Origin of the sequence: Streptomyces sp. DG2A-72, assembly GCF_030499575.1 — a bacterium.
Lineage (GTDB): Bacteria > Actinomycetota > Actinomycetes > Streptomycetales > Streptomycetaceae > Streptomyces.
In genome coordinates this window covers 3927148-3949635 of record NZ_JASTLC010000001.1, presented here as the reverse complement: position 1 = coordinate 3949635, position 22488 = coordinate 3927148, and the positions used below count along the sequence as shown (strand labels likewise).

The window sequence follows — 22488 nt, the reverse complement described above, 5'->3', positions numbered from 1 at the left end:
CGACACCTGGTGGGTGATTTCCGCCTCCGCGGTGAAGGTTGGCTCGTCGGGCGCGTAGTTTTAGCGACTAACACGCGTCTGTAGGAGCAGCCTTGGCACGGAAGATCGGCAGCCGGTACACCGCCCACCAGATCCTGGGGCGGGGCAGCGCCGGCACGGTGTGGCTGGGCGAGGGGCCGGAAGGGCCCGTCGCCATCAAGCTGCTGCGCGAGGACCTCGCGTCCGACCAGGAGCTCGTCGGACGCTTCGTGCAGGAGCGCACGGCACTGCTCGGCCTCGAGCACCCGAATGTCGTGTCCGTGCGTGACCTGGTGGTCGACGGAAACGATCTCGCGCTCGTCATGGATCTCGTACGAGGCACCGATCTGCGCACCCGGCTGGACCGCGACCGGCGGCTGGCCCCCGAGGCGGCCGTCGCGATCGTCGCGGACGTGGCGGACGGGCTGGCGGCCGCGCATGCCGCCGGGGTCGTGCACCGGGACGTCAAGCCGGAGAATGTGCTGCTCGACATGCAGGGCCCGCTCGGGCCCGGGAGCTCGCACCGGGCGCTGCTGACCGACTTCGGTGTGGCGAAACTCATCGACTCGCCGCGGCGGACCCGGGCGACGAAGATCATCGGCACGCCGGACTATCTCGCGCCGGAGATCGTCGAGGGGCTGCCGCCGCGGGCTTCGGTCGACATCTACGCGCTGGCGACCGTGCTGTACGAGCTGCTGGCCGGCTTTACACCCTTCGGCGGCGGGCATCCCGGGGCGGTGCTGCGCCGCCACGTCACGGAGACGGTGGTCCCTCTCCCCGGTATCCCCGACGAGCTGTGGCAGTTGCTCGTCCAGTGCCTCGCCAAGGCGCCGGCCTCGCGGCTGCGGGCCTCCGAGATGGGGGTGCGGCTGCGGGAGCTGTTGCCTCTGATGGCCGGGATGCCGCCGCTGGACGTGGACGAGCCGGATGCGGATGCGGATGCCGAGGCGGCGGAGGAAGCGGAGGAGGCCGTCGGGACTGGGGCGACGGCCGCTGAGCGGGGGGAGCGGGTGCGGCGGAGGGGGGCGGTGCCGCTGGTGCCGGGGGCTAAGCCGGCCGACTCCAATCGGGACACGCATACGTCGATGAGGGTGCCGGGGCCTGATGAGCTGGCCGGGGGTGCGCGGGGGACGGCGCGGGTGCCGCGGGCGGTGGGGGCGCCTCGGCCGGGGTCCGCGCGGCATCGGGCTGTTACTCGGCGGCGGAGGGTGGCGGTGGGGGTGGCTGCGGTGGTGTTGGTGGTGGCTGCGGTGGTGGGGACGTGGCTGGCCACGTCGGGGGACGATGCGGGGGCGACTCCGCAGGACACGAACAACTCGGCGCCGGCCTCGCCCTGAGTGTTCTCGCCCCCGCCGCCCCTACCCGTCCCATCCTGAAGGGGCTCCGCCCCTTCAACCCCGCCACAGGGCTGCGCCGCTTGGACCTCTGCGGGGCTGCGCCCCTGCACCGTGCGGGGCTGCGCCCCTGCACCGTGCGGGGCTGTGCCGCTTGGACCTTTGCGGGGCTGCGCCCCTGCACCGTGCGGGGCTGCGCCCCTGCACCGTGCGGGGCTCCGCCCCTGCACCCCGATCGGCCTGAACGGCCTCGTCCTCAAGCGCCGGACGGGCTGAGGGAAGGGGGCCCGCACCAGAAGGTGCGCCCCCTCGGGTGGGTGGGGATCGGGACGGCTGTTCTCGTCCTCGAACGCCGGGCGGGCGGGGTGTGCCTCTTGGTCGACCGAGTCGGGTGGTGGGTGGGCGGAGGTTGGGGGGCTGGGGGTGGAGTCCGCCGTGGCCGGGGTGCCAACGCTGGGGCACCGGTGAGTGACGGTCACCCGGCGTTCCACGCTTGGCGGAGCCGTTACGCTGGAGGTGTGGCAGTCGTCGATGTATCCGAAGAGCTCAAGTCCCTCTCCTCGACCATGGAGTCGATCGAGGCCGTTCTGGACCTCGACAAGCTGAGGGCAGACATCGCCGTGCTCGAGGAGCAGGCGGCCGCGCCGTCCCTGTGGGACAACCCGGACGAGGCGCAGAAGATCACCAGCAAGCTCTCCCACCTCCAGGCGGAGGTGAGGAAGGCCGAGGCCCTGCGCTCGCGGATCGACGATCTTGCCGTGCTGTTCGAGATGGCCGAGGAGGAGGACGACCCGGACACCCGCGCCGAGGCCGAGTCCGAGCTCATCGCCGTCAAGAAGGCCCTCGACGAGATGGAAGTGAGGACGCTTCTCAGCGGCGAGTACGACTCCCGGGAAGCGCTCGTCAACATCCGCGCGGAGGCCGGTGGCGTCGACGCCGCCGACTTCGCCGAGAAGCTTCAGCGCATGTACCTGCGGTGGGCCGAGCAGCACGGCTACAAGACCGAGGTGTACGAGACGTCGTACGCCGAAGAGGCCGGCATCAAGTCGACCACCTTCGCCGTGCAGTCGCCGTACGCCTACGGGACCCTCTCCGTCGAGCAGGGCACGCACCGGCTGGTGCGTATCTCGCCCTACGACAACCAGGGGCGCCGGCAGACCTCCTTCGCGGGCGTGGAGATCCTCCCCGTGGTCGAGCAGACCGACCACATCGAGATCGACGAGTCCGAGCTGCGCGTGGACGTGTACCGGTCGTCGGGCCCCGGCGGCCAGGGCGTGAACACCACGGACTCCGCGGTGCGGCTCACCCACCTCCCCACCGGCATCGTCGTCTCCTGCCAGAACGAGCGGTCGCAGATCCAGAACAAGGCCACCGCCATGAACGTTCTGCAGGCGAAGCTCCTTGAGCGGCGCAGGCAGGAGGAACAGGCCAAGATGGACGCGCTCAAGGGCGACGGCGGCAACTCCTGGGGCAACCAGATGCGTTCGTACGTCCTGCACCCGTACCAGATGGTCAAGGACCTGCGCACCGAGTTCGAAGTCGGTAACCCCGAGGCCGTGTTCAACGGGGAGATCGACGGGTTCCTCGAGGCCGGAATTCGCTGGCGCAAGCAACAAGAGAAGTAACTTTGTCGACAAGGCAACTGTCGCCACCTCGGCGGCAGTTGCCTTTTGCGTGCCTGCATGTCCGGGTTTTACATCACACTCACAGACTCCAACCCACCGCATAGTCGCCGGAATTGGACATCGCGAACGGAAACGGCCTTGACGTTGCTTTGAAAAATGGGAAGGGTAAAGCGTGGCATGCGTATCTCTGGGGCGCATGTGAACCGGGGGGCCGTGAGTTCAGCTATCCCGTCGATCACAGCCCCGAGCGCCGCCTCAATGACGATCAGCTACTGGGGGTAGCAACCAGATGACCAACAAGACGCGCATCCGCGTCGCGCGCCTCGCCGCTGCGACCGTGATCGCCGCCGGTGCCTCGCTGACCGCCGCGGGCGCCGCTTCGGCCGCGGAGGAGCCCGGGGACGGCTGCTTCCTCGGCCTCCTCTGCGGCGACGAGTCGCCCTCGCCGACGCCGCCGGTCCCGACGGACCTGCCCACCGATCCGCCCACCGGCCTGCCGACGGACCTTCCCACGGACCCGACCGAGGAGCCGACCGAGCCGACGGAGGAGCCCGAGCCCACCGAGCCGCCGGTCACCGACGAGCCCTCCGACCCGGGCAACGGAAACGGCAACGGCAACGGGAATGGCAACGGGAACGGGAACGCCAACGGTGGCGGCAACAGCAACACCGACCCCGACGGTGGCTCCTCGGCGCAGCAGGAGGGCTCGTCCTCCCTCACCGACACCGGCTCGGAGGCCGCCGCGACCGACACCTCTGCCCAGGGCAACGGTGACGAGCTTGCCGAGACCGGTGCCGCTCAGACCACGTTCCTGCTGATCGGTGCCGCGACGATGATCGCCGGCGGCATCGGCTTCCGCGTCCTGCCGCGCCTCATGGGTGGCCGCGGTGGTGCGGCTGCCTGACGGTAGCCGCGGGCATACGGAGCGTATGCGATGTGAGTGATGAAGGGCCCGGAGCGGTGTCGCTCCGGGCCCTTCACATGCCTTGTGGGGTGCGGGTCCGAGGCCGCGCTAGGCGGTCTGGTGCGCCAGCAGTGCCACGGCCGCGATCAGTATCGCCAGCAGCGCGATCAGCGTCATCGGGTTGAGCCCCGCGAAGGGGTTCTCCTGCTGCAGTCGCTGGCGGTTCGCCCGGCAGACCGGGCAGCGGCCCTCGTTCACGGGCGCCGCGCAGTTCGCGCACACCAGCCGGTCGTACGTCATGCGCCTCGCCTCCTCGCGAACGGTTCCACCGAGAGAACGCCGTGGGGTCCGAGAACGTTCCCCTCTCCACAATGCCAGGTTCCTCCGGAGGTCGCGCGGGTCGCTCTCAGAGGGGTGGGTGCTCATTGTCTCGCGGCTGCGGGTCGGGTGTGGTTGCTCGCGCCCACGCGGCGGAGCCGCATAGTGACACAGCCCCGCGCCCCTTCGGGGTGCTCACAAAACCGCACAAGCCTCGCGCATCCCCACCGGCGCCTGCGCTCATGCTCCCCGTTCGCGTATGGTCACGCTCATCTACCCCCGGCTAACCGTGGTGCATCCGTGATCCGATTCGACAACGTCTCCAAGGTCTACCCCAAGCAGACCCGCCCCGCACTCAGGGATGTGTCCCTGGAAGTGGAGAAGGGCGAGTTCGTGTTCCTGGTGGGGTCCTCCGGCTCCGGAAAGTCCACCTTCCTGCGGCTGGTCCTCCGCGAGGAGCGGTGCAGCCACGGTCAGGTGCACGTCCTGGGCAAGGACCTCGCGCGCCTCTCCAACTGGAAGGTGCCGCAGATGCGCCGCCAGTTGGGGACGGTGTTCCAGGACTTCCGCCTCCTGCCGAACAAGACGGTCGCCGAGAACGTGGCCTTCGCGCAGGAGGTGATCGGCAAGTCCCGCGGCGAGATCCGCAAGTCCGTTCCGCAGGTGCTCGACCTTGTCGGGCTGGGCGGCAAAGAGGACCGGATGCCCGGTGAGCTGTCCGGTGGTGAGCAGCAGCGCGTGGCGATCGCGCGGGCCTTCGTCAACCGGCCCAAGCTGCTGATCGCGGACGAGCCGACCGGCAACCTCGACCCGCAGACCTCCGTCGGCATCATGAAGCTGCTCGACCGGATCAACCGGACGGGCACGACCGTGGTGATGGCGACGCACGACCAGAACATCGTGGACCAGATGCGCAAGCGCGTCATCGAGCTGGAGAAGGGCCGCCTCGTCCGCGACCAGGCACGCGGCGTCTACGGCTACCAGCACTGACCCGCACCCACGTCCACGGAAAGGCCTGAAAGAGACGCCATGCGCGCCCAGTTCGTTCTGTCCGAGATCGGTGTCGGTCTCCGCCGCAATCTGACGATGACCTTCGCGGTCATCGTCTCCGTCGCCCTGTCCCTCGCCCTGTTCGGCGGGTCGCTGCTGATGAGCGACCAGGTCAACACGATGAAGGGCTACTGGTACGACAAGGTCAACGTCTCGGTCTTCCTCTGCAACAAGAGCGACGCCGAGTCCGACCCCAACTGCGCCAAGGGCGCGGTCACCAAGGACCAGAAGGACCAGATCCTCGGCGATCTGAAGAAGATGTCCGTGGTCGAAACGGTCACCTACGAGTCGCAGGACGCGGCGTACAAGCACTACAAGGAGCAGTTCGGCGACTCCCCGCTGGCCAGCTCGCTCACGCCGGACCAGATGCAGGAGTCGTACCGGATCAAGCTGAAGGACCCGGAGAAGTACCAGGTCATCGCGACCGCCTTCGACGGGCGGGACGGCGTGCAGTCCGTGCAGGACCAGAAGGGGATCCTGGACAACCTCTTCGGGCTGCTCAACGGCATGAACTGGGCGGCACGGGCCGTGATGGCGCTGATGCTGGTCGTGGCGCTGATGCTGATCGTCAACACCGTGCGCGTCTCGGCGTTCAGCCGGCGCCGCGAGACCGGCATCATGCGGCTGGTCGGCGCCTCCGGCTTCTACATCCAGGCGCCGTTCATCATGGAGGCCGCCGTCGCCGGGCTGATCGGCGGCGGGGTCGCGTGCGGGTTCCTGGTGGTCGCGCGGTACTTCATCATCGACCACGGTCTGGCCCTGTCCGAGAAGCTGAATCTGATCAACTTCATCGGCTGGGACGCCGTCCTGACGAAGCTGCCGCTCATCCTCGCGACAAGTCTGCTGATGCCCGCGTTGGCCGCGTTCTTCGCGCTGCGCAAGTACCTGAAGGTGTGACGCACGCCAAGAGGGCCGTACGGTCAACCGGCCGTGCGGCCCTTCGCGTTGTCCTAGACTCACCGGCATGTCAGGCCGTGACCTGTTCTGTCAGCCCCGCCGCTTCGGCCGCGGGGCCGCCCTGACATTGGTGTTCGCGAGTGTGCTGGTCGCCGGTGCCGCGACCGGCTCCCTGCCCGGACCTGACCGGAAGACCACGCCGGGCACGCCCCGTTCGACCGCCTCCGCCGCCCGGCCCGAGGAGGTCACGGAGGCCGCCGCCGAGGCGATGGCCTCCGGCAAGTCCCCGATGGAGGCCGCCGAACGTGCGGTGAGCCGCAGCGGCAACCGCTGGGACGCCGTCTACTCCCAGGGTGAGTACGAGGAGTTCGAGGAGTCCCTCGACGGCGAGTACACCGGCGTCGGGCTGTGGACGCGCGGCGAGCGGGACGGCCGTATCGAGGTGACCAAGGTGAGCTCCGGGTCGCCGGCGGCCACCGCCGGGATCCGCGCCGGCGACCGGCTGCGCACCGTCGACGGCGCGCGCGTCGAGGGGCGGCCCGTCACCGAGGTCGTCTCCTTACTGCGCGGTGACGCGACCGACGCCGCCGCCGGTACGACCGTCCGGCTCGGCCTGGAACGCGGCACGCACGCGTGGAGCCTCACTCTGCGCCGGGCCCGTCTGTCCACGGACTCGGTCACCGTCCGGAATCTCGCCGGCCGTGTCACCGTCATCACCATCGACGCGTTCACCAAGGGCTCGGGCGACGTGGTCCGCGACGCCGTACGGCGGGCCCCCGCCGGCGCCGGGATCGTCCTCGACCTGCGCGGCAACTCCGGCGGACTGGTCACCGAGGCCGTCACCGCCGCCTCCGCCTTCCTCGACGGCGGCCTCGTCGCCACGTACGACGTCGACGGCACCCAGCACGCCCTGCACGCCGAGGCCGGCGGCGACACCACCAGACCCCTGGTCGCGCTCGTCGACGGCGGCACGATGAGCGCGGCCGAGCTGCTTACCGGCGCCCTGCAGGACCGCGGTCGCGCGGTCGTCGTGGGCTCCCGCACCTTCGGCAAGGGGTCCGTGCAGATGCCCACCCGGCTGCCCGACGGCTCCGTCGCCGAGCTGACCGTCGGGCACTACCGCACGCCGTCCGGCCGCGGCGTCGACGGCAAGGGCCTCACGCCCGACCTCGAGGCCGACGCCGGGGCGCTGAAGCAGGCGGAGACGGTGTTGAGCGGGCTCGGGGACGATTCGTAATCGCCTTTCCCTCGGACCCCCCTGTAGTGCGAAAATGGCCAGCACTATGAGCAAGGGAATGTACGTACCCAAGGAGTCCCAGCCCAAGCAGGGCGGTGCTGCCGCCGCGAAGGCCAGGGACGGCGAGAAGGGCGGCAAGCGCAAGATCGTCGCCCAGAACAAGAAGGCCCGGCACGACTACGCGATCATCGACACCTATGAGGCCGGTCTCGTCCTCATGGGGACCGAGGTCAAGTCGCTGCGTGAGGGGCGGACGTCGCTGACCGACGGCTTCGTCCAGATCGACCAGGGCGAGGCGTGGCTGCACAACGCCCACATCCCCGAGTATCACCAGGGCAGCTGGACCAACCACTCCGCGCGCCGCAAGCGCAAGCTCCTCCTGCACCGCGAGGAGATCGACAAGCTGGAGGCGAAGTCCCAGGAGACGGGTCACACCATCGTGCCCCTCGCCCTGTACTTCAAGGACGGCCGGGCGAAGGCCGAGATCGCCCTCGCGCGAGGCAAGAAGGAGTACGACAAGCGCCAGACCCTGCGGGAGAAGCAGGACCGGCGGGAGTCGGAGCGGGCGATCGCGGCGGCGAAGCGGCGGCAGCGCAGCGCCTGACGGGCGGGAATACGGTGGCATCGACGTGCGTTGGTCACGTACGATGGCATCTGCACCCCACAGAGGGCGCATGGGTCGAAAGATCCGGCTTGAAAAATCAACATGGGGATGATCGGTTTCGACAGCGGCTGTCGAAGCAGGGGAAGCGTGTCGAGGAAGCGGCAATGATCTCGTAAACCATATGTCGCAACCAATAATCGCCAATACCAAGAGCGATTCCCGCGCCTTCGCCCTCGCTGCCTAATAAGCAGTGAGTGAAGGCCCATAAAGGGTGTCAGCCCGGGAGTGTTCCCGGCCCGGATCCTGGCATAATCTAGGGAACTAAACCATCGAGCCCGGTCACGGGGTTCGATGGGAAATCAAACAGTGACTGGGCCCGTCGGCGACTTGTTCGCGTGATCGCCGGGGCCGAGAAAATCGCAGCGAACTGCACACGGAGAAGCCCTGATTCTGCACCGTTGGACGCGGGTTCGATTCCCGCCATCTCCACGATTCCCATGTACACGAGGGCCCGGCGGTCACATATCCGCCGGGCCCTCGTTGTGTTGTCCGGCGACATATCGGCCGGTGGTTCGCGGTTCTACCGTCCCGCCGGGTTCGGGTCGAATCCGGGTGCGCTGAGGATGTTCCGGTACGTCCCTGACGGGCTGCCCGCCGTGATGATGGCGGCGTACCCGGAGAAGCTCGCGGCGGGCGGGATCGTCGCCGGGCTGCCGTACGGCTGCGCGCAGGCGGCCGGATCGCCGTACGTCTGCATGTACGTCGGCGCCACCCAGACCCCGAGCCGGTGGGGCGACCGCGTACGCGCCGCCCGCCCCGGGTACACCGCCGTCGCCGGATATCCGCACCAGGTCTTCCGGGACACGAGCGGGAACACCGCCGTCGAGACCTACAGCATCACCGCATGGGTCACGGACATCCTCGACGTCGACCTGTGCGCCGCGTATCGGATGGGGCGGGCCTGAGGGCTCGGTGGCTGAGGCGGTCTGTTGCCCGGCTCCGGTATCCGGGATGCTCCCTTGGCATGAGCACACCCGTGAGATGGTCCGGGAGACGTCTCAACTCCCGTAGAAGCGTATGGATCTGGGCCCTGGTGGCGGCGCTCGCCGCAGTCCTGGGGCCCGGCGCGCAGGCCGGTGCGGATTCCGACCGTACCGGTCTGCCGGAGGCAGTCGACACCATCCTGGGCGACGCCCGGATGGAGGGCGGGGTGGCGAGTGTCGTGGTCGCCGATGCCGTGAGCGGTGAGCTGCTGTACCAGCATCTGCCCAGCACGCGGCTGATGCCGGCCTCCAACACCAAGCTGCCCACCTCGGCCGCCGCGATGGAGATCCTCGGCCCCGAGTACCGGTTCACCACGGATGTCCTGGCGGCCGGACGGCGGTCCGGGTCCGTGCTCCGCGGCGACCTGTATCTGCGCGGCACCGGCGACCCGACCCTGCTCGCCGCCGACTACGACCGGCTCGCCGCCCAGGTCGCCGCGGCCGGTGTCACCCGCGTCGACGGACGGCTGATCGCCGACGACACCCGGTTCGACGCCCAGCGGCTCGGGCGTTCCTGGGCCGCCGACGACGAGTCCTCGTACTACTCCGCGCAGATCAGCGCGCTGAGCGTGGCACCGGACACCGACTACGACACCGGGACCGTGATCGTGACGGTGCAGCCGGGTGCGAAGGCGGGGGACGAGCCCGTCGTCGCCGTCACGCCCGACACGGACTATGTCGACATCGACGTGCGTGCCACCACCGTCGCCGCCGGGGGCTCGAACGACCTGACCGTCGAGCGGGAGCACGGGACCAACGACATCGTCGTCAGCGGTACGACACCCGTGGGCGGCGCCGGTGCCAAGGAGTGGGCCACCGTGTGGGAGCCCACCGGATACGCCGCCGCCGTCTTCCGGGACGCGCTCGCGGATCACGGGGTCAAGGTCGCCGGGCCCACTCGGCTGGGGCGTCAAACCCCAGCAAAAGCCGACGAGTTGGCCTCGCACGACTCCATGGCCCTCAAGGACCTGCTCATCCCGTTCATGAAGCTCTCCAACAACATGCACGCCGAGATCCTCACCAAGGCCATGGGATACGAGGTGTCGAAGCAGGGGAGCTGGAGTGCCGGGCTGGCCGCCGTCAGCGGGTATCTCAAGGGCATCGGCGTCGACACCGGCAAGGTCCGCCAGGTCGACGGGTCGGGGCTGTCGCGGATGGACAACTTTCCGGCGGCACAGCTCGCCGAGCTCCTCCTCGCCGTACGTGCCGAGCCCTGGTACGCCGACTGGCTGCGCTCCCTGCCGGTCGCCTGCGACCCCGACCGGTTCGTCGGCGGCACCCTGCGCTCACGGATGTGCGGTACGGCCGCCGCACTCAACGCCCGGGCCAAGACAGGGTCGTTGACGGGGGCCTCGGCCCTGTCCGGGTATGTCACGGACGCCGGTGGACGCGAGCTGGTCTTCAGCATCGTCCTCAACAATTATCTGGCGTCCTCCGTGAAGCCGTTGGAGGACGCCATCGTGGTCACGCTCGCGAAGTCGACGGAAGAGGCTGCCACGGCGGTCCAGCCGAAGGCGACCCGGGGCACCGACGTCGAGTGCGCGTGGCGCAAGCCCGCCCTCTGCTGAGGCCGGGCCTGCGCCGGGTGCCCGTCAGCGCAGACTGAACGTCGCCAGGCGCAGGCCCTCTCCCTTCAGCACGAGATACACGTCCGTACGGCCCTTCGCCGCGCGGGAGAGATGGGCGGTCACCGTCTCGTAGTCGTACGGCGAAGGCGTCCCGTCCGTCACCGCCGTACCGACGAGTGTGCCGGTCGGGGAGCCGAGCCTGACCTCGACCGTGCCTGCCGCACCCGACACGTGTGCGGTGAACTTGGTGGCGCCCGACCTCAGTTGGGCGTCGCCGAACTTCAGCCACGCCCGGTCGGCCGCCGCGCCCACCGCCGTACCGCGCGCCTTCGACTCGTCGACGAGACGCGTGCCGTCGTAGTCGTCGAAGTTCTCGGCGCGGGTCGTACGGGACAGATCACGCGCCGGGATGGTCTCCCCGGCCACCTGCCACGTCGTACGGGCGCGGATGTCAGTGGAGGAGGCGCCGGCCAGGACGTCGTACGTGCCCTTCTCCACCACCCACTTGGAGCGGGTGACGTCCCAGTGCGCGAGGTCCTTGGGCGTCACCTTCAGCTTGACCGTCTTCGTCTCGCCGGGCTTCAGCGACACCCGCTGGAACGCCTTCAGCTGCTTCAGCGGCTGCTTGTCGCGGGAGGCGCGCTGGTGGACGTAGAGCTGGACGACCTCGTCGCCGGTGCGGCGGCCGGTGTTGGTGACGGTCAGCGCATAGCCGCCGTCGGTCTTCTTCAGGGCGCCGTAGCGGAAGGTCGTGTAGGAGAGGCCGTGGCCGAAGGGGTAGAGGGCCTGTCCCTTGAAGTACTGGTAGGTGCGGTCGGACTTGATGATGTCGTAGTCGAGGATCGACGGGAGGTCCGCCTCGGAGCGGTACCAGGTCTGGGTGAGGCGGCCCGACGGGTTCGCGTCGCCGTAAAGGAGGTCGGCGAGCGCGTTGCCGGTCTCCTGTCCCGCGTGGGAGGTCCACAGGACGGCCGGGACCTCCTGCTGCAAGGCACCGAGGGTGGTCGGGTAGCTGTTCTCGACGACCACGACCGTGTTCGGGTTGGCCCGGTGAACCGCCCTGACCAGGGCTTCCTGAGCCGGGGCGAGGCCCATGTCCGTGCGGTCGTGGGCCTCGCGGCCGTTGATCGACGGGTTGGAGCCGATCACCACCACGGCCGTGTCCTTGCCCTTCACCGCGGCCACGGCCTCGTCGACGCCGCTGCGGACGACGTCCTTCGTGTAGTGCGCGGCGGCGTCCTTCGCCACCAGGCCCAGCGTGCCGTCCTCACCGGTCGGCCCGAGGTAGACCGGGTTGGTCCACCAGGACTCCTCGGTCTCGTAGCCGGCGTAGCGGAGCAGGTACGTGCCGTCCGTCTGCTCCTCCAGCTTGAACTGCTGCTGCACGTACCAACCGTTCGGCTGCACCTGGTCGTTGACGAAGTTCGCCCAGTTGTAGCCGACGTACTTGCCGTTGGACGCGGAGCGCAGGGTCACCACGCCGCCGCCCCAGTCGAAGACGTCGAACTGTCCGGCCGTACCCGGGGCTTCGGCCTCCTTCAGCGGCTCGCCGTCCGCGTCCGCGCCCGCTGTTATGTACTTCCCCGTCGCCGCGTTCTTGAGCGCGATGCGGTCGACGCCCTCGCTGCTGGTCACATCGTTGGAAAGCTTCGCGGCGATGCCCTCGGCAGGCGTGACCGCATAGGGAAGGGTGCCGGAATACCAGTCGGTGTACAGCGTGTCGGCGAGCGGGCCGACGACGGCGACGTCCTTCTCGGACTTCTTCAGGGGCAGAGCCGCGTCATTCTTCAGCAGCACCGCCCCTTCTGTCGCCGCCTTGCGCGCCAGCCTCTGGTGGGCCGGGCTGTTGATCACCGACTTGTCGATGGAGCCGTACTTGCCGCCGCCCGGGTCGAACTCGCCGAGCCGGACCCGCACGGACAGGATGTGGGACGCGGCCTCGTCGACGTCCGACTCCTCCAACAGACCTTGGTCCAAGGCCGAGTTGATCGCCGCGATCGTCACCCCCGAGTTCGTGTCGTTGTCCGTGAAGCTGTCGTTGCCGGCCTTGAGGGTCGCCGCGTCGCCCTCGGCCAGGGTCGGGTAGTACTTCTGGCTGCCGGGGACGTTGCCGGGCGCGAAGGCGTCGGTGACGTTCAGGAGGTCGTACGAGGTCCACTTCCGTACGACATCGTTCAGGTCCGGATTCACCGTGGCGGGGCGGCCGTTGACCAGGTTGTACGAGGACATCACGCCCGTTGCCGCGTTCGCCTCGATCGCCGGTTTGAAGGCGGCCTCGTCGTACTCCTTCGCTACGCGTGGACGCAGGTCGGAGGAGGTGGTCGTGCGGTTCCACTCGTTGTTGTTCGCGAGGTAGTGCTTGAGCGTCGGCGCCGTCTTGAGGTGGTCGGGGTCGCCGCCCGTCAGGCCCTCGCCGTACGCCGTCGACAGGGCGCCCGTCAGTTCGGGGTCCTCGCTGTAGCCCTCCTCGTTGCGGCCCCAGCGCGGGTCGCGGAGGAGGTTGACCACGGGTGCCCAGAGGTTGAGGCCCCAGCCGGCCGGGCGTTCCTGCTGGAAGCCGCGTGCCTCGTCGCCGACCGCCGACCCGACCTGTTCCATCAGGGCGGGGTCCCAGGTCGAGGCCAGTCCGATGGCCTGCGGGAAGACGGTGGTCTCGCCGAGCCAGGCGACGCCGTGCAGGGCCTCGGTGCCGGTGCGGAAGGGCTGGATGCCGAGGCGGGGGATGGCGGGCTGGTACTGGTGGAGGAGGGAGATCTTCTCCGCCAGGGTGAGTCTGCCGAGCAGGTCGTCGACGCGCTTCTCGACGGGCAGGGCGGGGTTGCGGAAGGGGTAGGCCGGGTCTTCGGCGTGGGCGGGGACGGTGGCGCCGAGCCCTGCGACCAGGGCCAGCGCCACCACGAGCGTGGTTCTGCGTCTTCTCTTGCCTCTCATGACACGGCTCCTTCAGGTAGGGCCTTGCACATACGGGGTTCAGGGCGCGTTTCGCGGCGCCGTGCTCGCGCGTTCCGTCATCCGGGGCGGCAGCAGCGTGGCCTCGGGCACCGTCTTGCCGCCGAGTTTGTTCATCAGCAGCTCCACGGCCCGGGCGCCCACCTCGGCGGAGGGCAGGGCGACCGAGGTGACCGGGATGCGGAGCGAGTCGGCGAGTTCGTCGGGGCAGATGGCGGTGACGGACAGGTCGGCGGGGACGCGCAGGCCGAGCCGGCCGAAGGCGTCGATCAGCGGCTCCAGGATCGCCTCGTTGTGGACGACGACCCCGGTCAACGCGGGCTGCTCCCGCAGCAGTTGCTCGGCGACCGCGCGGGCGGCGGCGGGCGTGGCCTCGCACGGGTGGACCGAGGAGGAGAGCCGGCCCCGGTCGGCGGCGGCGGTGAAGCCCTGGACCACGCGCTGGGCGAACGCGGTCTGGCGGACGTACACCTCCGGCGGCGACCCGATCAGCGCCACCACCCGGTGCCCGAGCCGCGCCAGATGCTCCACGCATGCCTCGCCGGCCGCCTTGAAATCGAGGTCGATGCAGGTCAGGCCGTCCGCCTCGGCCGGGAACCCGATCATCACCGACGGCCGTTCCAGTGAGCGCAGCAGCGGCAGCCGGGGGTCGTCGAGCTGGACGTCCATGACCACGAGCGCGTCGACGAGTGCCGTGTCGGCGACCCTGCTGAGCCCCTCCTCGCCCTCCTCCTGCGTCAGCAGCAGCACGTCATGGTCGTACCGCCGTGCCGTCGTCACCACCGACACCGCGAACTGCATCACCACCGGGACGTGGATGCCGGCCCGTAAAGGGACCACCAGTGCCAGCACGTTCGAGCGACTGCTGGCCAGCGCCCGGGCGCCCGCGTGCGGCCGGTAGCCCAGCTCGCGGATGGACGCCTCGACGCGCTGCCGGGTCTCCTCGGAGATCGGGCGCTTGCCGCTGAGCGCGTAGGAGACGGTGCTGGGGGAGACCCCGGCGTGCCGGGCCACATCAGTGATCTTCACCATCAGCCCAGCTCCACCGTCAGGAAGCCGGTCCCGGCCGGCGCCCGCACCACCCGCTCGCCCGCGGCCAGCCCCCACGGCGCCGAAGGATCACTGCACGACGCCCGCAGCGTGTCCCCTTCGCGTACGACGGTGAAGGCCACCTCCCCGACCCGCACCGTCACTTGGGCGCCCCGCTCCAGCCCGTACGCCCGCAGCGTCACTCCGTCGGCGTGGTCGTAGTCGGGCCGGTCGGCCACCGCGCCCACCGGGATCACCGCACCGGGCCTGACCAGCAGCGGCACGCTCATGAAGCCGTGCTTCTCGCGCACCCAGCGCGGGCCGGTGACCGTCTGTCCGCTGACGAAGTGGGTCCAGGTGCCCTCGGGACAGTAGTAGGTCACATGTCCCTCATCGTCGAAGACCGGCGCCACCAGCAGATCCGGCCCGAGCATGTACTGCCGCTCCAGATGCGCACACCCGGGATCGTCCGGGAACTCCAGCACCATGGCCCGCATGACCGGCGTCCCCTCGGCCTGGGCGGTGCGGGCGGCCTCGTACAAATACGGCATCAGGCTGAGCTTCAGCCGGGTGAAGTGCCGCAGCACGTCCACCGACTCCTCGTCGAACAACCACGGAACCCGATAGGACGAGCTGCCGTGCAGCCGGCTGTGCGACGACAGCAGCCCGAACGCCAGCCACCGCTTGAACAGCGAAGGCGTCGGCGTGCCCTCGAAGCCGCCGATGTCATGGCTCCAGAACCCGAAGCCGGAGAGCCCCAGCGAGAGCCCGCCGCGCAGTGACTCGGCCATCGACTCGTACGTCGCCTCGCAGTCGCCGCCCCAGTGCACGGGGAACTTCTGGCTGCCCGCCGTCGCCGACCGGGCGAAGACGACCGCCTCTTCCTCGCCCCTGTGCTTGCGCAGGACGTCGAAGACCGTGCGGTTGTAGAGGTACGTGTAGTAGTTGTGCATCCGCTCCGGGTCGGAGCCGTCGGACCAGGCCACGTCCACCGGTACCCGCTCACCGAAGTCCGTCTTGAAGCAGTCCACGCCCTGCGCGAGCAGCGCCTCCAGCTTGGCCGCGTACCAGTCGCGGGCGGCGGGGGAGGTGAAGTCGACCAGGGCCATGCCGGGCTGCCACAGGTCCCACTGCCACACGCTGCCGTCCGGCCGCTTCAGCAGATGCCCGAGCGCCTTGCCCTCCGCGAACAGCGGGGAGCGCTGGGCGATGTACGGGTTGATCCAGACGCTGACGCGCAGTCCTCTCGCATGCAGCCGGGACAGCATGCCCTGCGGATCCGGGAAGACCCGCGGATCCCACTGGAAGTCGCACCAGTTGAATTCGCGCATCCAGAAGCAGTCGAAGTGGAAGACGGAGAGCGGAAGTTCGCGCTCCCGCATGCCCTCGATGAACGACGTCACCGTTTCCTCGTCGTACGACGTCGTGAAGGACGTCGACAGCCACAGGCCGAACGACCAGGCGGGCGGGAGGGCAGGGCGGCCGGTGAGGGCCGTGTACTTGCGGAGGATGTCCTTGGGGGAGGGGCCGTAGATGACGTAGTACGTCAACTGCTGTGTCTCAGCGCTGAATTGGACCCTCGACACGGTCTCCGAGCCCACCTCGAAGGAGACCTTGCCCGGGTGGTCGACGAAGACGCCGTAGCCCGCGTCCGTCAGATAGAACGGGGCGTTCTTGTAGGCCTGTTCGGTCGCCGTGCCCCCGTCGGCGTTCCAGATGTCGACGACCTGGCCGTTCTTGACGAGCGGGCCGAAGCGCTCGCCGAGGCCGTAGACAGAGGTGCCGACCTTGAGGTTCAGCTGTTCCCGCAGGTAGTGCGCGCCCTCCCCGTCCCGCATGATGCCCATGCCCTTGGGGCCGCTGGAGGTGAGGGTGCGGCCGTGGGCGAGGAAGTCGACGTGCCAGGGGCCGGTGCGGGCCACCCGGACCGACAGCGCGCCAGAGGTGAGGGTCGCGTTCTCCTCGTCGTACTCCGTGTGGGCGGCGGTCTCCTCCTTGGTGAGGTCGAATTGAGGGCCGCGCGGCTGCTCGCCCTCGAAGTGGGTGAAGGTGAGGCCGATGACGTCGGGCATCGGCGTGTGGGCGCTGATCGTCACGACCGGTCCCTTCAGCAGGTCGCCGCGGTGCCGGATGGGCTTGGTCGGCGCGTGGATCTCCAGCGCGCCGTCCGTCGCGGTGACGTCGAGCACCTCGACCGGGTGGGCCGCGGTGACACCTTCGCGGAGCAGCCAGTAGCCGTCGGTGAACTTCACGTGGGGGTCCCTTACTTCACGGCTCCCACGGCGATGCCGCGGGTGAGCGTTCGCTGGAAGACGAGGAAGAAGACGAGGGCGGGGAGCACGCCGAGGAGGGCGGCGGCATTGGTCATCGTGGCGTCCATCAGACGCTGGCCCTGGAGGACGCCGAGGGCCACCGACACCGTCTGGTTGTCGTTGGAGATCAGCATGACCAGGGGGAGCAGGAACTCGTTCCAGGTCCAGATGAAGAAGAACACCAGCAGCACGCCGATGGTGGGACGGCTGACGGGGACGACGATCCGCCACAGGATCTGCCACTTGTTCGCGCCGTCGATCCGGGCGGCCTCGATGATCTCGCGGGGGAACTGGCCCAGGACGGAGGAGAGGAGATACGTGCCGAACGCCGCCTGGATCACCGTGAACACGATGATCACGCTGAGCCGGGTGTCGTAGAGCCCCGCCTCCTTGCTCAGGTAGTAGATCGGGTAGACCAGCGCCTCCTGCGGCAGCATGTTCGCGAGGACGAAGAAGGCCAGCACCCAGGTGCGGCCCTTGATACGGCCGATGCCGATCGCATACGCGTTGAGGATCGACAGGATCACCGCGAAGATCGCCACCCCGCCGCTGATGAGGAGGGAGTTGACGAGCTTCTGGGTGTAGTCGACCCGTTCCCAGAAGTCCTTCAGGCCGTCCAGGTAGAGGCCGTCGGGGAGGCTCAGCGGGCCGTTCTGGGAGTACTCGGCGGGTGACTTGAACGCGTTGAGCGTGACGATGAGAAACGGCACGATCATGAAGAGGGCGGCGATGCACAGGGCGATCAGCACCGGGTAGCGACGCAGGGCGCTGGTCATGATCCCTCCCTTTCCTCCGCGCGGGTCTGGAGCTTCAGGCCGATCAGCGACAGCAGCAGGATCATCACCGTCAGGACCGTGGAGATCGCGGCGCCATAGCCGACCTGCGTCTTCTCGAAGAACGTGGTGAACGAGAAGTAGGACGGGACGTTGGTGGCGCCGCCCGGTCCGCCCTTCGTCAGGACGTACACCGCGCCGAAGACCTTGAGCGCGGCGATCGTGCACCAGGTCAGGACGACGTAGATCTCGGGGCGGATCTGCGGCAGCGTGATGTGCCAGAAGCGGCGCCACCAGCCGGCGCCGTCCAGCTCGGCCGCCTCGTGCAGCTGCGGGTCGACGCGCTGGAGGCCCGCCATGAAGATGACCAGCGGGAAGCCGAGCTGGACCCAGACCATCACGCCCATCACGCTGTAGAGCGCGATGTCGGGATCGCCGAGCCAGTCCTGCTGCCAGCTCGACAGGCCGATCGCCTTGAGCAGTTCGTTGAGGGAGCCGTTGTCCGGGGCGAGGATCCAGCTCCAGACGATGCCCGCCACCGCGATCGGCAGCACCTGCGGGAGGTAGAAGCAGGCGCGCAGGACGGCGACCGTCTTGGAGCCGAAGTGCTTGCCGACGTAGTCGAACAGCGCGGCGGCCAGGACCAGTCCGACCGCCGTCGGTACGGCCGCCATGGCGACGACCATGAACAGGCTGTGCCGGAACGACGCCCAGAACTCGGAATCGTCCAGCAGCTCCCGGTAGTTGGCCAGCCCGGACCACTCCGGGGAGCCCACGCCCTGCCAGTCGGTGAAGCTCACGCCCGTGTTCATCAGGAACGGGACGATGATCACGACCAGGAAGGCGAGGACGCCGGGCAGCAGGAAGAGAGCGTACGAGTCTCGGGGGCGGCGCGGGTGACCGGCGTGGGGCTGTTTGCTGGTCACCCCCCGTTCGACGGTCACCGTCATTGCTTCGGCACGCCCTTGTCGTATGCCTCCTGCAGGGCGTCGAGATAGCCGTCCGGCTGCTCGCTGCCGGTGATCAGCTTCTGGGTCTCGGAGACGAGGACGTCGTAGAAACCGGGGACCGGCCAGTCGGGGTAGAAGGCCAGGCCGTCGCGCTGGGAGAGGGTGTTGAAGTTGTCGATGAGGGTCTTGGACTTCGGGTCGGTGATGGCGCTCGTGTCGGCCGCGACCGGGACGCCGCCCTTGTTGCCGAGCAGGTTCTGGATCTTCTCCGACATGGTGATGTCGATGAAGTCGTAGGCGAGTTCCTTGTTCTTGGCGCCCTTGGGGACCACCCACAGGTTGCCGCCGGAGCCGAGCGTGAGGTTGGACTCGGGCCACAGGAAGGTGCCCCAGTCGAACTTCGCCTCGTCCACGAAACGGCCGTACCACCAGCTGCCGGAGAACAGGATCGGCGCCTTGCCCTGGATGAAGGAGACACCCGTCTCCTCGGCCTTCACATTGCTGGACGTCTTGCCGATGTACCCCTTCTTCACCCAGTCGGCGAAGGTGTCGGCGGCATACGTCCAGGCCGCGTCGTGGAAGTCGGTCTTGCCCTTGTACAGCTCGTACGAGTCCACCCAGGCGCGGTTGGCCTTCGACAGGGCCAGCTGGTAGAGGTACTGCTGGGCGATGTACTCGGCGCCGCCGTTGGCGAGCGGGGTGACCTTGTTCTTGACGAACGTGTCCATCGCGGCGGTCAGTTCGTCGAACGTCTTCGGCTCGGGGATCTTGTACTTGGCGAAGAGGTCCTTGTTGTAGAAGACCATCGTGTACTCGGCGTAGTTGGGCACGCCGTACCACTTGCCGGAGCCCATGACGCCGTTCGCGTCGTACACGCTGGTGGTGCGGACGCTCGCGCTGAGCTTCTTGTCCCAGCCGCGCTTCGTGACCTCTGCGGACAGGTCGGTGAGCAGGCCCTGCTTGGACAGCAGGCCCGCCGTCGCGTTGCCCTTGTTGTACTCCATGACGTCGGGTGCGTCGGAGGAGTTGAGGACCATCGGGGCGGTCTTCTGGATCTGCTCGAAGCCCTTCTCCTCGAACTCCACCTTCACGCCCGGATGCTTGGCCTTGAACTCCTTGATCGCCTCGTTCCAGGCCAGTCCCATCGCGCTGTTCGGGGCCTCGTAGTGCCACAGCTTGAGTGTCTTGCCGTCTCCTGAGGACCCGCTGTCGGAGTCTCCGCAGGAGGTCAGGAGCAGTGACCCGGCGAGCATCACCGCCGTCGCCACCACACGCTTTCGTGTTGTCAACATCCCGTGCCTCCAGGGAGCCGGATGAATCTCGATGAATCTTGTTGGATTTTGTTGTGTTTTGATGGATCTTGGAGATCATGCGACGGTCGTCGAACGACAGCGGTCGTCGAATCGATTCGATGCGTGACGTCGAAGCGCTTCGACGGCTGAAGGTATGTGGGGGCTGTGAAGGCGTCAATGGGCTGGACGCGAATTGGTTCGGCGGAGTGTTCCCGGGCGCGCTCTGGAGAGCGTGATCATCAATGCCGCCGCGGCGGCCGTCACGGGTATCCAGAAGCCGGCCGTCGCCGACAGATGTTCCGTCGTCCAGCCGCCCAGCGCGCTGCCGCACGCGATACCGCCGAGCAGCGCGGTCACCGCGAGCGTCATGCCCTCGTTGAGGCGGTCGGCCGGCGTGCGCTGCTGGATCAGGGTCATGTTGGTGACCATGGTCGGCGCCGTGGCCATACCGGCGACGAGCAGGGCGCCGGCCAGGACGAGGAGCGAGCCGGTGAGGGCCGCGGCGAGGAGCGGGAGGGTCATGAGGGCGGTCATGGCAGCCGTGCAGTACGGGTAGCGGCGTTCCGCCGGTCCGGTCGGCTTCATCGCGCCGTACAGCAGGCCCGCCGCGCAGGAACCGGCCGCCTGGAGGCCGAGGATCGCGCCCGCCGCCGACTTGTGGCCCTGTGCCTCCGCGAACGCGAGCGTGACGACCTCCATCGAGCCGAAGACCGCGCCCAGGGCGAGACATGCGGCGAGGAGCGGGGGCATGCCGGGGGTGCGGAGGGGGGCTTTCGCCGGTTTCCGCCGCTGTATCGGCGGCTGTATCGGCGGCTCGGTGGCGCGTTGCGCGGCGAACAGCAGCATGCCGGTGAGCAGGAGTACGGCGCCGGTCAGCGTGCCCGCCTCCGGGAAGAACGTGCCGCAGAGGAAGGCCGCGAGGGCCGGGCCCAGCATGAAGCACAGCTCGTCCGCGGCCTGCTCGAAGGAGTTCGCGGTGTGCAGGGCGGCGGTGTCGCCCTTGAGCAGGTGGGCCCAGCGGGCGCGGGACATGCCGCCGAGGTTGGGGGTGGTGGCGGTCGCGGCGTACGCGGCGAACAGGGTCCAGTCCGGGGTGTCGTGGCGCACGCACAGCAGCAGCGCGAGGCTGCCCAGCGCGGCGAGGGTGGTGGCGGGTACGGCGACCCGGGCCTGTCCGTGCCGGTCGACGAGCCGGGCGATCCAGGGGGCGGTCACGGCGGTCGCCGCGAGGCCCGTGGCGGTGACGGCGCCGGCGAGGGCGTACGAACCACGCGAACCGGCGATCATCAGGATCGCGCTCACGCTGAACATGCCCATGGGAAGCCGGGCGATGAGATTCCCGATCGTGAAGGCTCGGGTGCCGGGGAGGGTGAAGAGGTGGCGGTAGGGGCCGGACATGGAACTGCGGTAACGGCTGGGCATGGAGCAACCGTCGCCCGTAGGTGATCAAGGGGTCCAACACCTTCTGCGGGCCGATTCACGCATCTGCGTTGTAAGTTCCCGTCATGCCTGATCCCCGCTTGCTGCGTGCTTTCGTCACCGTTGCCGAAGAACTGCACTTCACCCGCGCCGCGTCCCGGCTCTATGTCGCCCAGCAGGCGCTCAGTCGTGATGTACGGCGGCTGGAGCGGGAGTTGGGCGTCGAACTGTTCGTACGGACCACGCGCCAGGTGACGCTCACGGCCGAGGGTGAGCGGCTGGTGCCGTACGCGCGTCGGGTGCTGGCGGCGCAGGAGGCGCTGCTGGCGGCGTTCGGGCAGGCCAGGCCGCTGCTGGTGGACCTGAACTCGCCGGGTCTCGTCACCGGTCGCCGGGTGCTGCACAGGGCACGTGAACTCGCCCCCGAGCATGAGCTGATGGCCCGCTTCGAGAGCGGGTTGACCGGTGCGGCGGGGGAGTTGATCGCGGGGCGGCTGGATGCGTCGTTCGGGCGGTACGCGGGGCTGGACCCGGCGCTGCGGGCCCAGTTGGACCACCAGCCGGTGCGGTACGAGCCGATGGCGGTCGTCCTGCCCGAGGGCCACCGGCTGGCCGAATATGAGGCAGTGCCACTCGAAGCGCTTGCGGGCGAGACGGTGTACGCGGGCGCCGGAAATCCACGTACGCCGGAGTGGACCGATCTGGCCCACCGGCTTTTCGAGGGGCGCGGCATCGAGGTTGCCGCGCCCGCTCCGCTCGCGGTGGGTGACGAGGAGTTCCAGCGGATCATGGCCAAGATGCGTAACCCGATCCTTGCCGTGGTGGATTTTCCGGCCATGCCTTCGACGGTGGTGCGGCCCCTCGTCGACCCCGTCCCGCTGTCACTCGTGTCACTGGTGTGGCGGAAGGGGCTGGTGCACCCCGGATTTGACGCGCTTCGGCGGGCCGCGGCCGAACTCTCCGCAGCGGACGGATGGTTGCAAAATCCTGCCAGAGGGTGGCTTCCGGCGATCGACATAGCACTGATAAATGTCCACATATGACATTCGGTTACGACAAGCCCATGAGCCCACTACGTTCGTGGCCCTGAGCACGGTGTGACAAAGGGGGCGCTCGGACCGGGTGGGGGCTCGGTTCGGTCGACGGGTGCTCGGAGTCGTGTGCGC

Annotated in this window: 18 protein-coding genes and 1 other RNA gene; 11 read left to right on the top strand and 8 right to left on the bottom strand. The window is 68.8% G+C overall.

All coding sequences use genetic code 11. The features are described from left to right. Nucleotides 1-92: 92 nt before the first annotated feature. From QQY66_RS18640 to QQY66_RS18630, 3 genes are all read left to right on the top strand, one after another. A complete protein-coding gene (locus QQY66_RS18640) occupies nucleotides 93-1355 on the top strand; it encodes a serine/threonine-protein kinase (protein ID WP_301981483.1) in 1263 nt (420 codons plus the stop codon). Nucleotides 1356-1870: 515 nt separating this feature from the next. Further along, complete coding sequence (gene prfB, locus QQY66_RS18635) at nucleotides 1871-2977, top strand: peptide chain release factor 2 (RefSeq protein WP_301981482.1); 1107 nt, start codon at nucleotides 1871-1873, stop codon at nucleotides 2975-2977. 289 nt (nucleotides 2978-3266) lie between these two features. Then, on the top strand, nucleotides 3267-3881 hold the full coding sequence (locus QQY66_RS18630; protein WP_301981481.1) for an LPXTG cell wall anchor domain-containing protein: 615 nt from the start codon (nucleotides 3267-3269) through the stop codon (nucleotides 3879-3881). A gap of 108 nt (nucleotides 3882-3989) precedes the next feature. On the opposite strand, the gene QQY66_RS18625 is transcribed toward QQY66_RS18630, so the two are convergent. Further along, complete coding sequence (locus QQY66_RS18625; protein ID WP_210580151.1) at nucleotides 3990-4181, bottom strand: hypothetical protein; 192 nt, start codon at nucleotides 4179-4181, stop codon at nucleotides 3990-3992. 318 nt (nucleotides 4182-4499) lie between these two features. Here QQY66_RS18625 and ftsE point away from each other — a divergent pair, with 318 nt between their 5' ends. The 7 genes from ftsE (at nucleotide 4500) to dacB (ending at nucleotide 10598) form a co-directional block, all read left to right on the top strand. Next, on the top strand, nucleotides 4500-5189 hold the full coding sequence (ftsE, locus tag QQY66_RS18620; protein ID WP_067235911.1) for a cell division ATP-binding protein FtsE: 690 nt from the start codon (nucleotides 4500-4502) through the stop codon (nucleotides 5187-5189). A gap of 39 nt (nucleotides 5190-5228) precedes the next feature. Then, nucleotides 5229-6146 (top strand): permease-like cell division protein FtsX, encoded by a 918-nt coding sequence (gene ftsX / locus QQY66_RS18615; protein ID WP_301981480.1) that lies wholly within the window; start codon nucleotides 5229-5231, stop codon nucleotides 6144-6146. A 67-nt stretch (nucleotides 6147-6213) separates the two neighbouring features. Beyond that, nucleotides 6214-7383: a S41 family peptidase gene (locus tag QQY66_RS18610; protein WP_301981479.1), complete on the top strand. Its 1170-nt coding sequence runs from the start codon at nucleotides 6214-6216 to the stop codon at nucleotides 7381-7383. A gap of 58 nt (nucleotides 7384-7441) precedes the next feature. Then, a complete protein-coding gene (gene smpB, locus QQY66_RS18605) occupies nucleotides 7442-7987 on the top strand; it encodes an SsrA-binding protein SmpB (protein WP_301987379.1) in 546 nt (181 codons plus the stop codon). Between the two features lie 104 nt (nucleotides 7988-8091). Next, nucleotides 8092-8479: a transfer-messenger RNA gene (gene ssrA / locus QQY66_RS18600) on the top strand. A 131-nt stretch (nucleotides 8480-8610) separates the two neighbouring features. Next, nucleotides 8611-8952, top strand: coding sequence for a PHB depolymerase family esterase (locus tag QQY66_RS18595; protein WP_301981478.1), 342 nt, complete (start codon nucleotides 8611-8613; stop codon nucleotides 8950-8952). Between the two features lie 59 nt (nucleotides 8953-9011). Beyond that, nucleotides 9012-10598, top strand: a complete 1587-nt coding sequence (gene dacB / locus QQY66_RS18590; protein ID WP_301981477.1) for a D-alanyl-D-alanine carboxypeptidase/D-alanyl-D-alanine-endopeptidase — start codon at nucleotides 9012-9014, stop codon at nucleotides 10596-10598. Between the two features lie 24 nt (nucleotides 10599-10622). Here the strand turns inward: dacB and QQY66_RS18585 are convergent, their stop codons facing one another. The 7 genes from QQY66_RS18585 to QQY66_RS18555 all read right to left on the bottom strand — a co-directional run bounded on the left by QQY66_RS18585 (nucleotide 10623) and on the right by QQY66_RS18555 (nucleotide 21325). Then, nucleotides 10623-13529: a glycoside hydrolase family 3 protein gene (locus QQY66_RS18585; RefSeq protein ID WP_301981476.1), complete on the bottom strand. Its 2907-nt coding sequence runs from the start codon at nucleotides 13527-13529 to the stop codon at nucleotides 10623-10625. Between the two features lie 39 nt (nucleotides 13530-13568). After that, nucleotides 13569-14579 (bottom strand): LacI family DNA-binding transcriptional regulator, encoded by a 1011-nt coding sequence (locus QQY66_RS18580; protein ID WP_301981475.1) that lies wholly within the window; start codon nucleotides 14577-14579, stop codon nucleotides 13569-13571. Next, nucleotides 14579-16828: an alpha-xylosidase gene (gene yicI, locus QQY66_RS18575; protein WP_301981474.1), complete on the bottom strand. Its 2250-nt coding sequence runs from the start codon at nucleotides 16826-16828 to the stop codon at nucleotides 14579-14581. The genes QQY66_RS18580 and yicI overlap by 1 nt, the downstream gene beginning before the upstream one ends. An 11-nt stretch (nucleotides 16829-16839) precedes the next feature. Continuing rightward, a complete protein-coding gene (locus tag QQY66_RS18570; RefSeq protein WP_301981473.1) occupies nucleotides 16840-17664 on the bottom strand; it encodes a carbohydrate ABC transporter permease in 825 nt (274 codons plus the stop codon). Continuing rightward, on the bottom strand, nucleotides 17661-18611 hold the full coding sequence (locus QQY66_RS18565; RefSeq protein ID WP_301981472.1) for a carbohydrate ABC transporter permease: 951 nt from the start codon (nucleotides 18609-18611) through the stop codon (nucleotides 17661-17663). The genes QQY66_RS18570 and QQY66_RS18565 overlap by 4 nt, the downstream gene beginning before the upstream one ends. Beyond that, a complete protein-coding gene (locus tag QQY66_RS18560; RefSeq protein ID WP_301981471.1) occupies nucleotides 18608-19903 on the bottom strand; it encodes an ABC transporter substrate-binding protein in 1296 nt (431 codons plus the stop codon). The genes QQY66_RS18565 and QQY66_RS18560 overlap by 4 nt, the downstream gene beginning before the upstream one ends. A gap of 174 nt (nucleotides 19904-20077) precedes the next feature. Continuing rightward, nucleotides 20078-21325 carry an MFS transporter gene (locus QQY66_RS18555; RefSeq protein ID WP_301981470.1) on the bottom strand — a complete coding sequence of 416 codons (1248 nt, stop codon included), beginning with the start codon at nucleotides 21323-21325 and terminating at the stop codon, nucleotides 20078-20080. An 83-nt stretch (nucleotides 21326-21408) separates the two neighbouring features. Here QQY66_RS18555 and QQY66_RS18550 point away from each other — a divergent pair, with 83 nt between their 5' ends. After that, nucleotides 21409-22365, top strand: a complete 957-nt coding sequence (locus tag QQY66_RS18550; protein ID WP_301981469.1) for a LysR family transcriptional regulator — start codon at nucleotides 21409-21411, stop codon at nucleotides 22363-22365. Nucleotides 22366-22488: the final 123 nt, after the last annotated feature.

Excerpts from the sequence above, each read along its gene's own strand:
- QQY66_RS18630 (WP_301981481.1), top strand. The coding sequence starts at position 3,267 with ATGACCAACAAGACGCGCATCCGCGTCGCGCGCCTCGCCGCTGCGACC.
- QQY66_RS18625 (WP_210580151.1), bottom strand. The coding sequence starts at position 4,181 with ATGACGTACGACCGGCTGGTGTGCGCGAACTGCGCGGCGCCCGTGAAC.
- ftsX (WP_301981480.1), top strand. The coding sequence starts at position 5,229 with ATGCGCGCCCAGTTCGTTCTGTCCGAGATCGGTGTCGGTCTCCGCCGC.
- QQY66_RS18610 (WP_301981479.1), top strand. The coding sequence starts at position 6,214 with ATGTCAGGCCGTGACCTGTTCTGTCAGCCCCGCCGCTTCGGCCGCGGG.
- smpB (WP_301987379.1), top strand. The coding sequence starts at position 7,442 with ATGTACGTACCCAAGGAGTCCCAGCCCAAGCAGGGCGGTGCTGCCGCC.
- QQY66_RS18595 (WP_301981478.1), top strand. The coding sequence starts at position 8,611 with ATGTTCCGGTACGTCCCTGACGGGCTGCCCGCCGTGATGATGGCGGCG.
- dacB (WP_301981477.1), top strand. The coding sequence starts at position 9,012 with ATGAGCACACCCGTGAGATGGTCCGGGAGACGTCTCAACTCCCGTAGA.
- QQY66_RS18585 (WP_301981476.1), bottom strand. The coding sequence starts at position 13,529 with ATGAGAGGCAAGAGAAGACGCAGAACCACGCTCGTGGTGGCGCTGGCC.
- QQY66_RS18580 (WP_301981475.1), bottom strand. The coding sequence starts at position 14,579 with ATGGTGAAGATCACTGATGTGGCCCGGCACGCCGGGGTCTCCCCCAGC.
- QQY66_RS18570 (WP_301981473.1), bottom strand. The coding sequence starts at position 17,664 with ATGACCAGCGCCCTGCGTCGCTACCCGGTGCTGATCGCCCTGTGCATC.
- QQY66_RS18565 (WP_301981472.1), bottom strand. The coding sequence starts at position 18,611 with ATGACGGTGACCGTCGAACGGGGGGTGACCAGCAAACAGCCCCACGCC.
- QQY66_RS18560 (WP_301981471.1), bottom strand. The coding sequence starts at position 19,903 with ATGTTGACAACACGAAAGCGTGTGGTGGCGACGGCGGTGATGCTCGCC.
- QQY66_RS18555 (WP_301981470.1), bottom strand. The coding sequence starts at position 21,325 with ATGCCCAGCCGTTACCGCAGTTCCATGTCCGGCCCCTACCGCCACCTC.
- QQY66_RS18550 (WP_301981469.1), top strand. The coding sequence starts at position 21,409 with ATGCCTGATCCCCGCTTGCTGCGTGCTTTCGTCACCGTTGCCGAAGAA.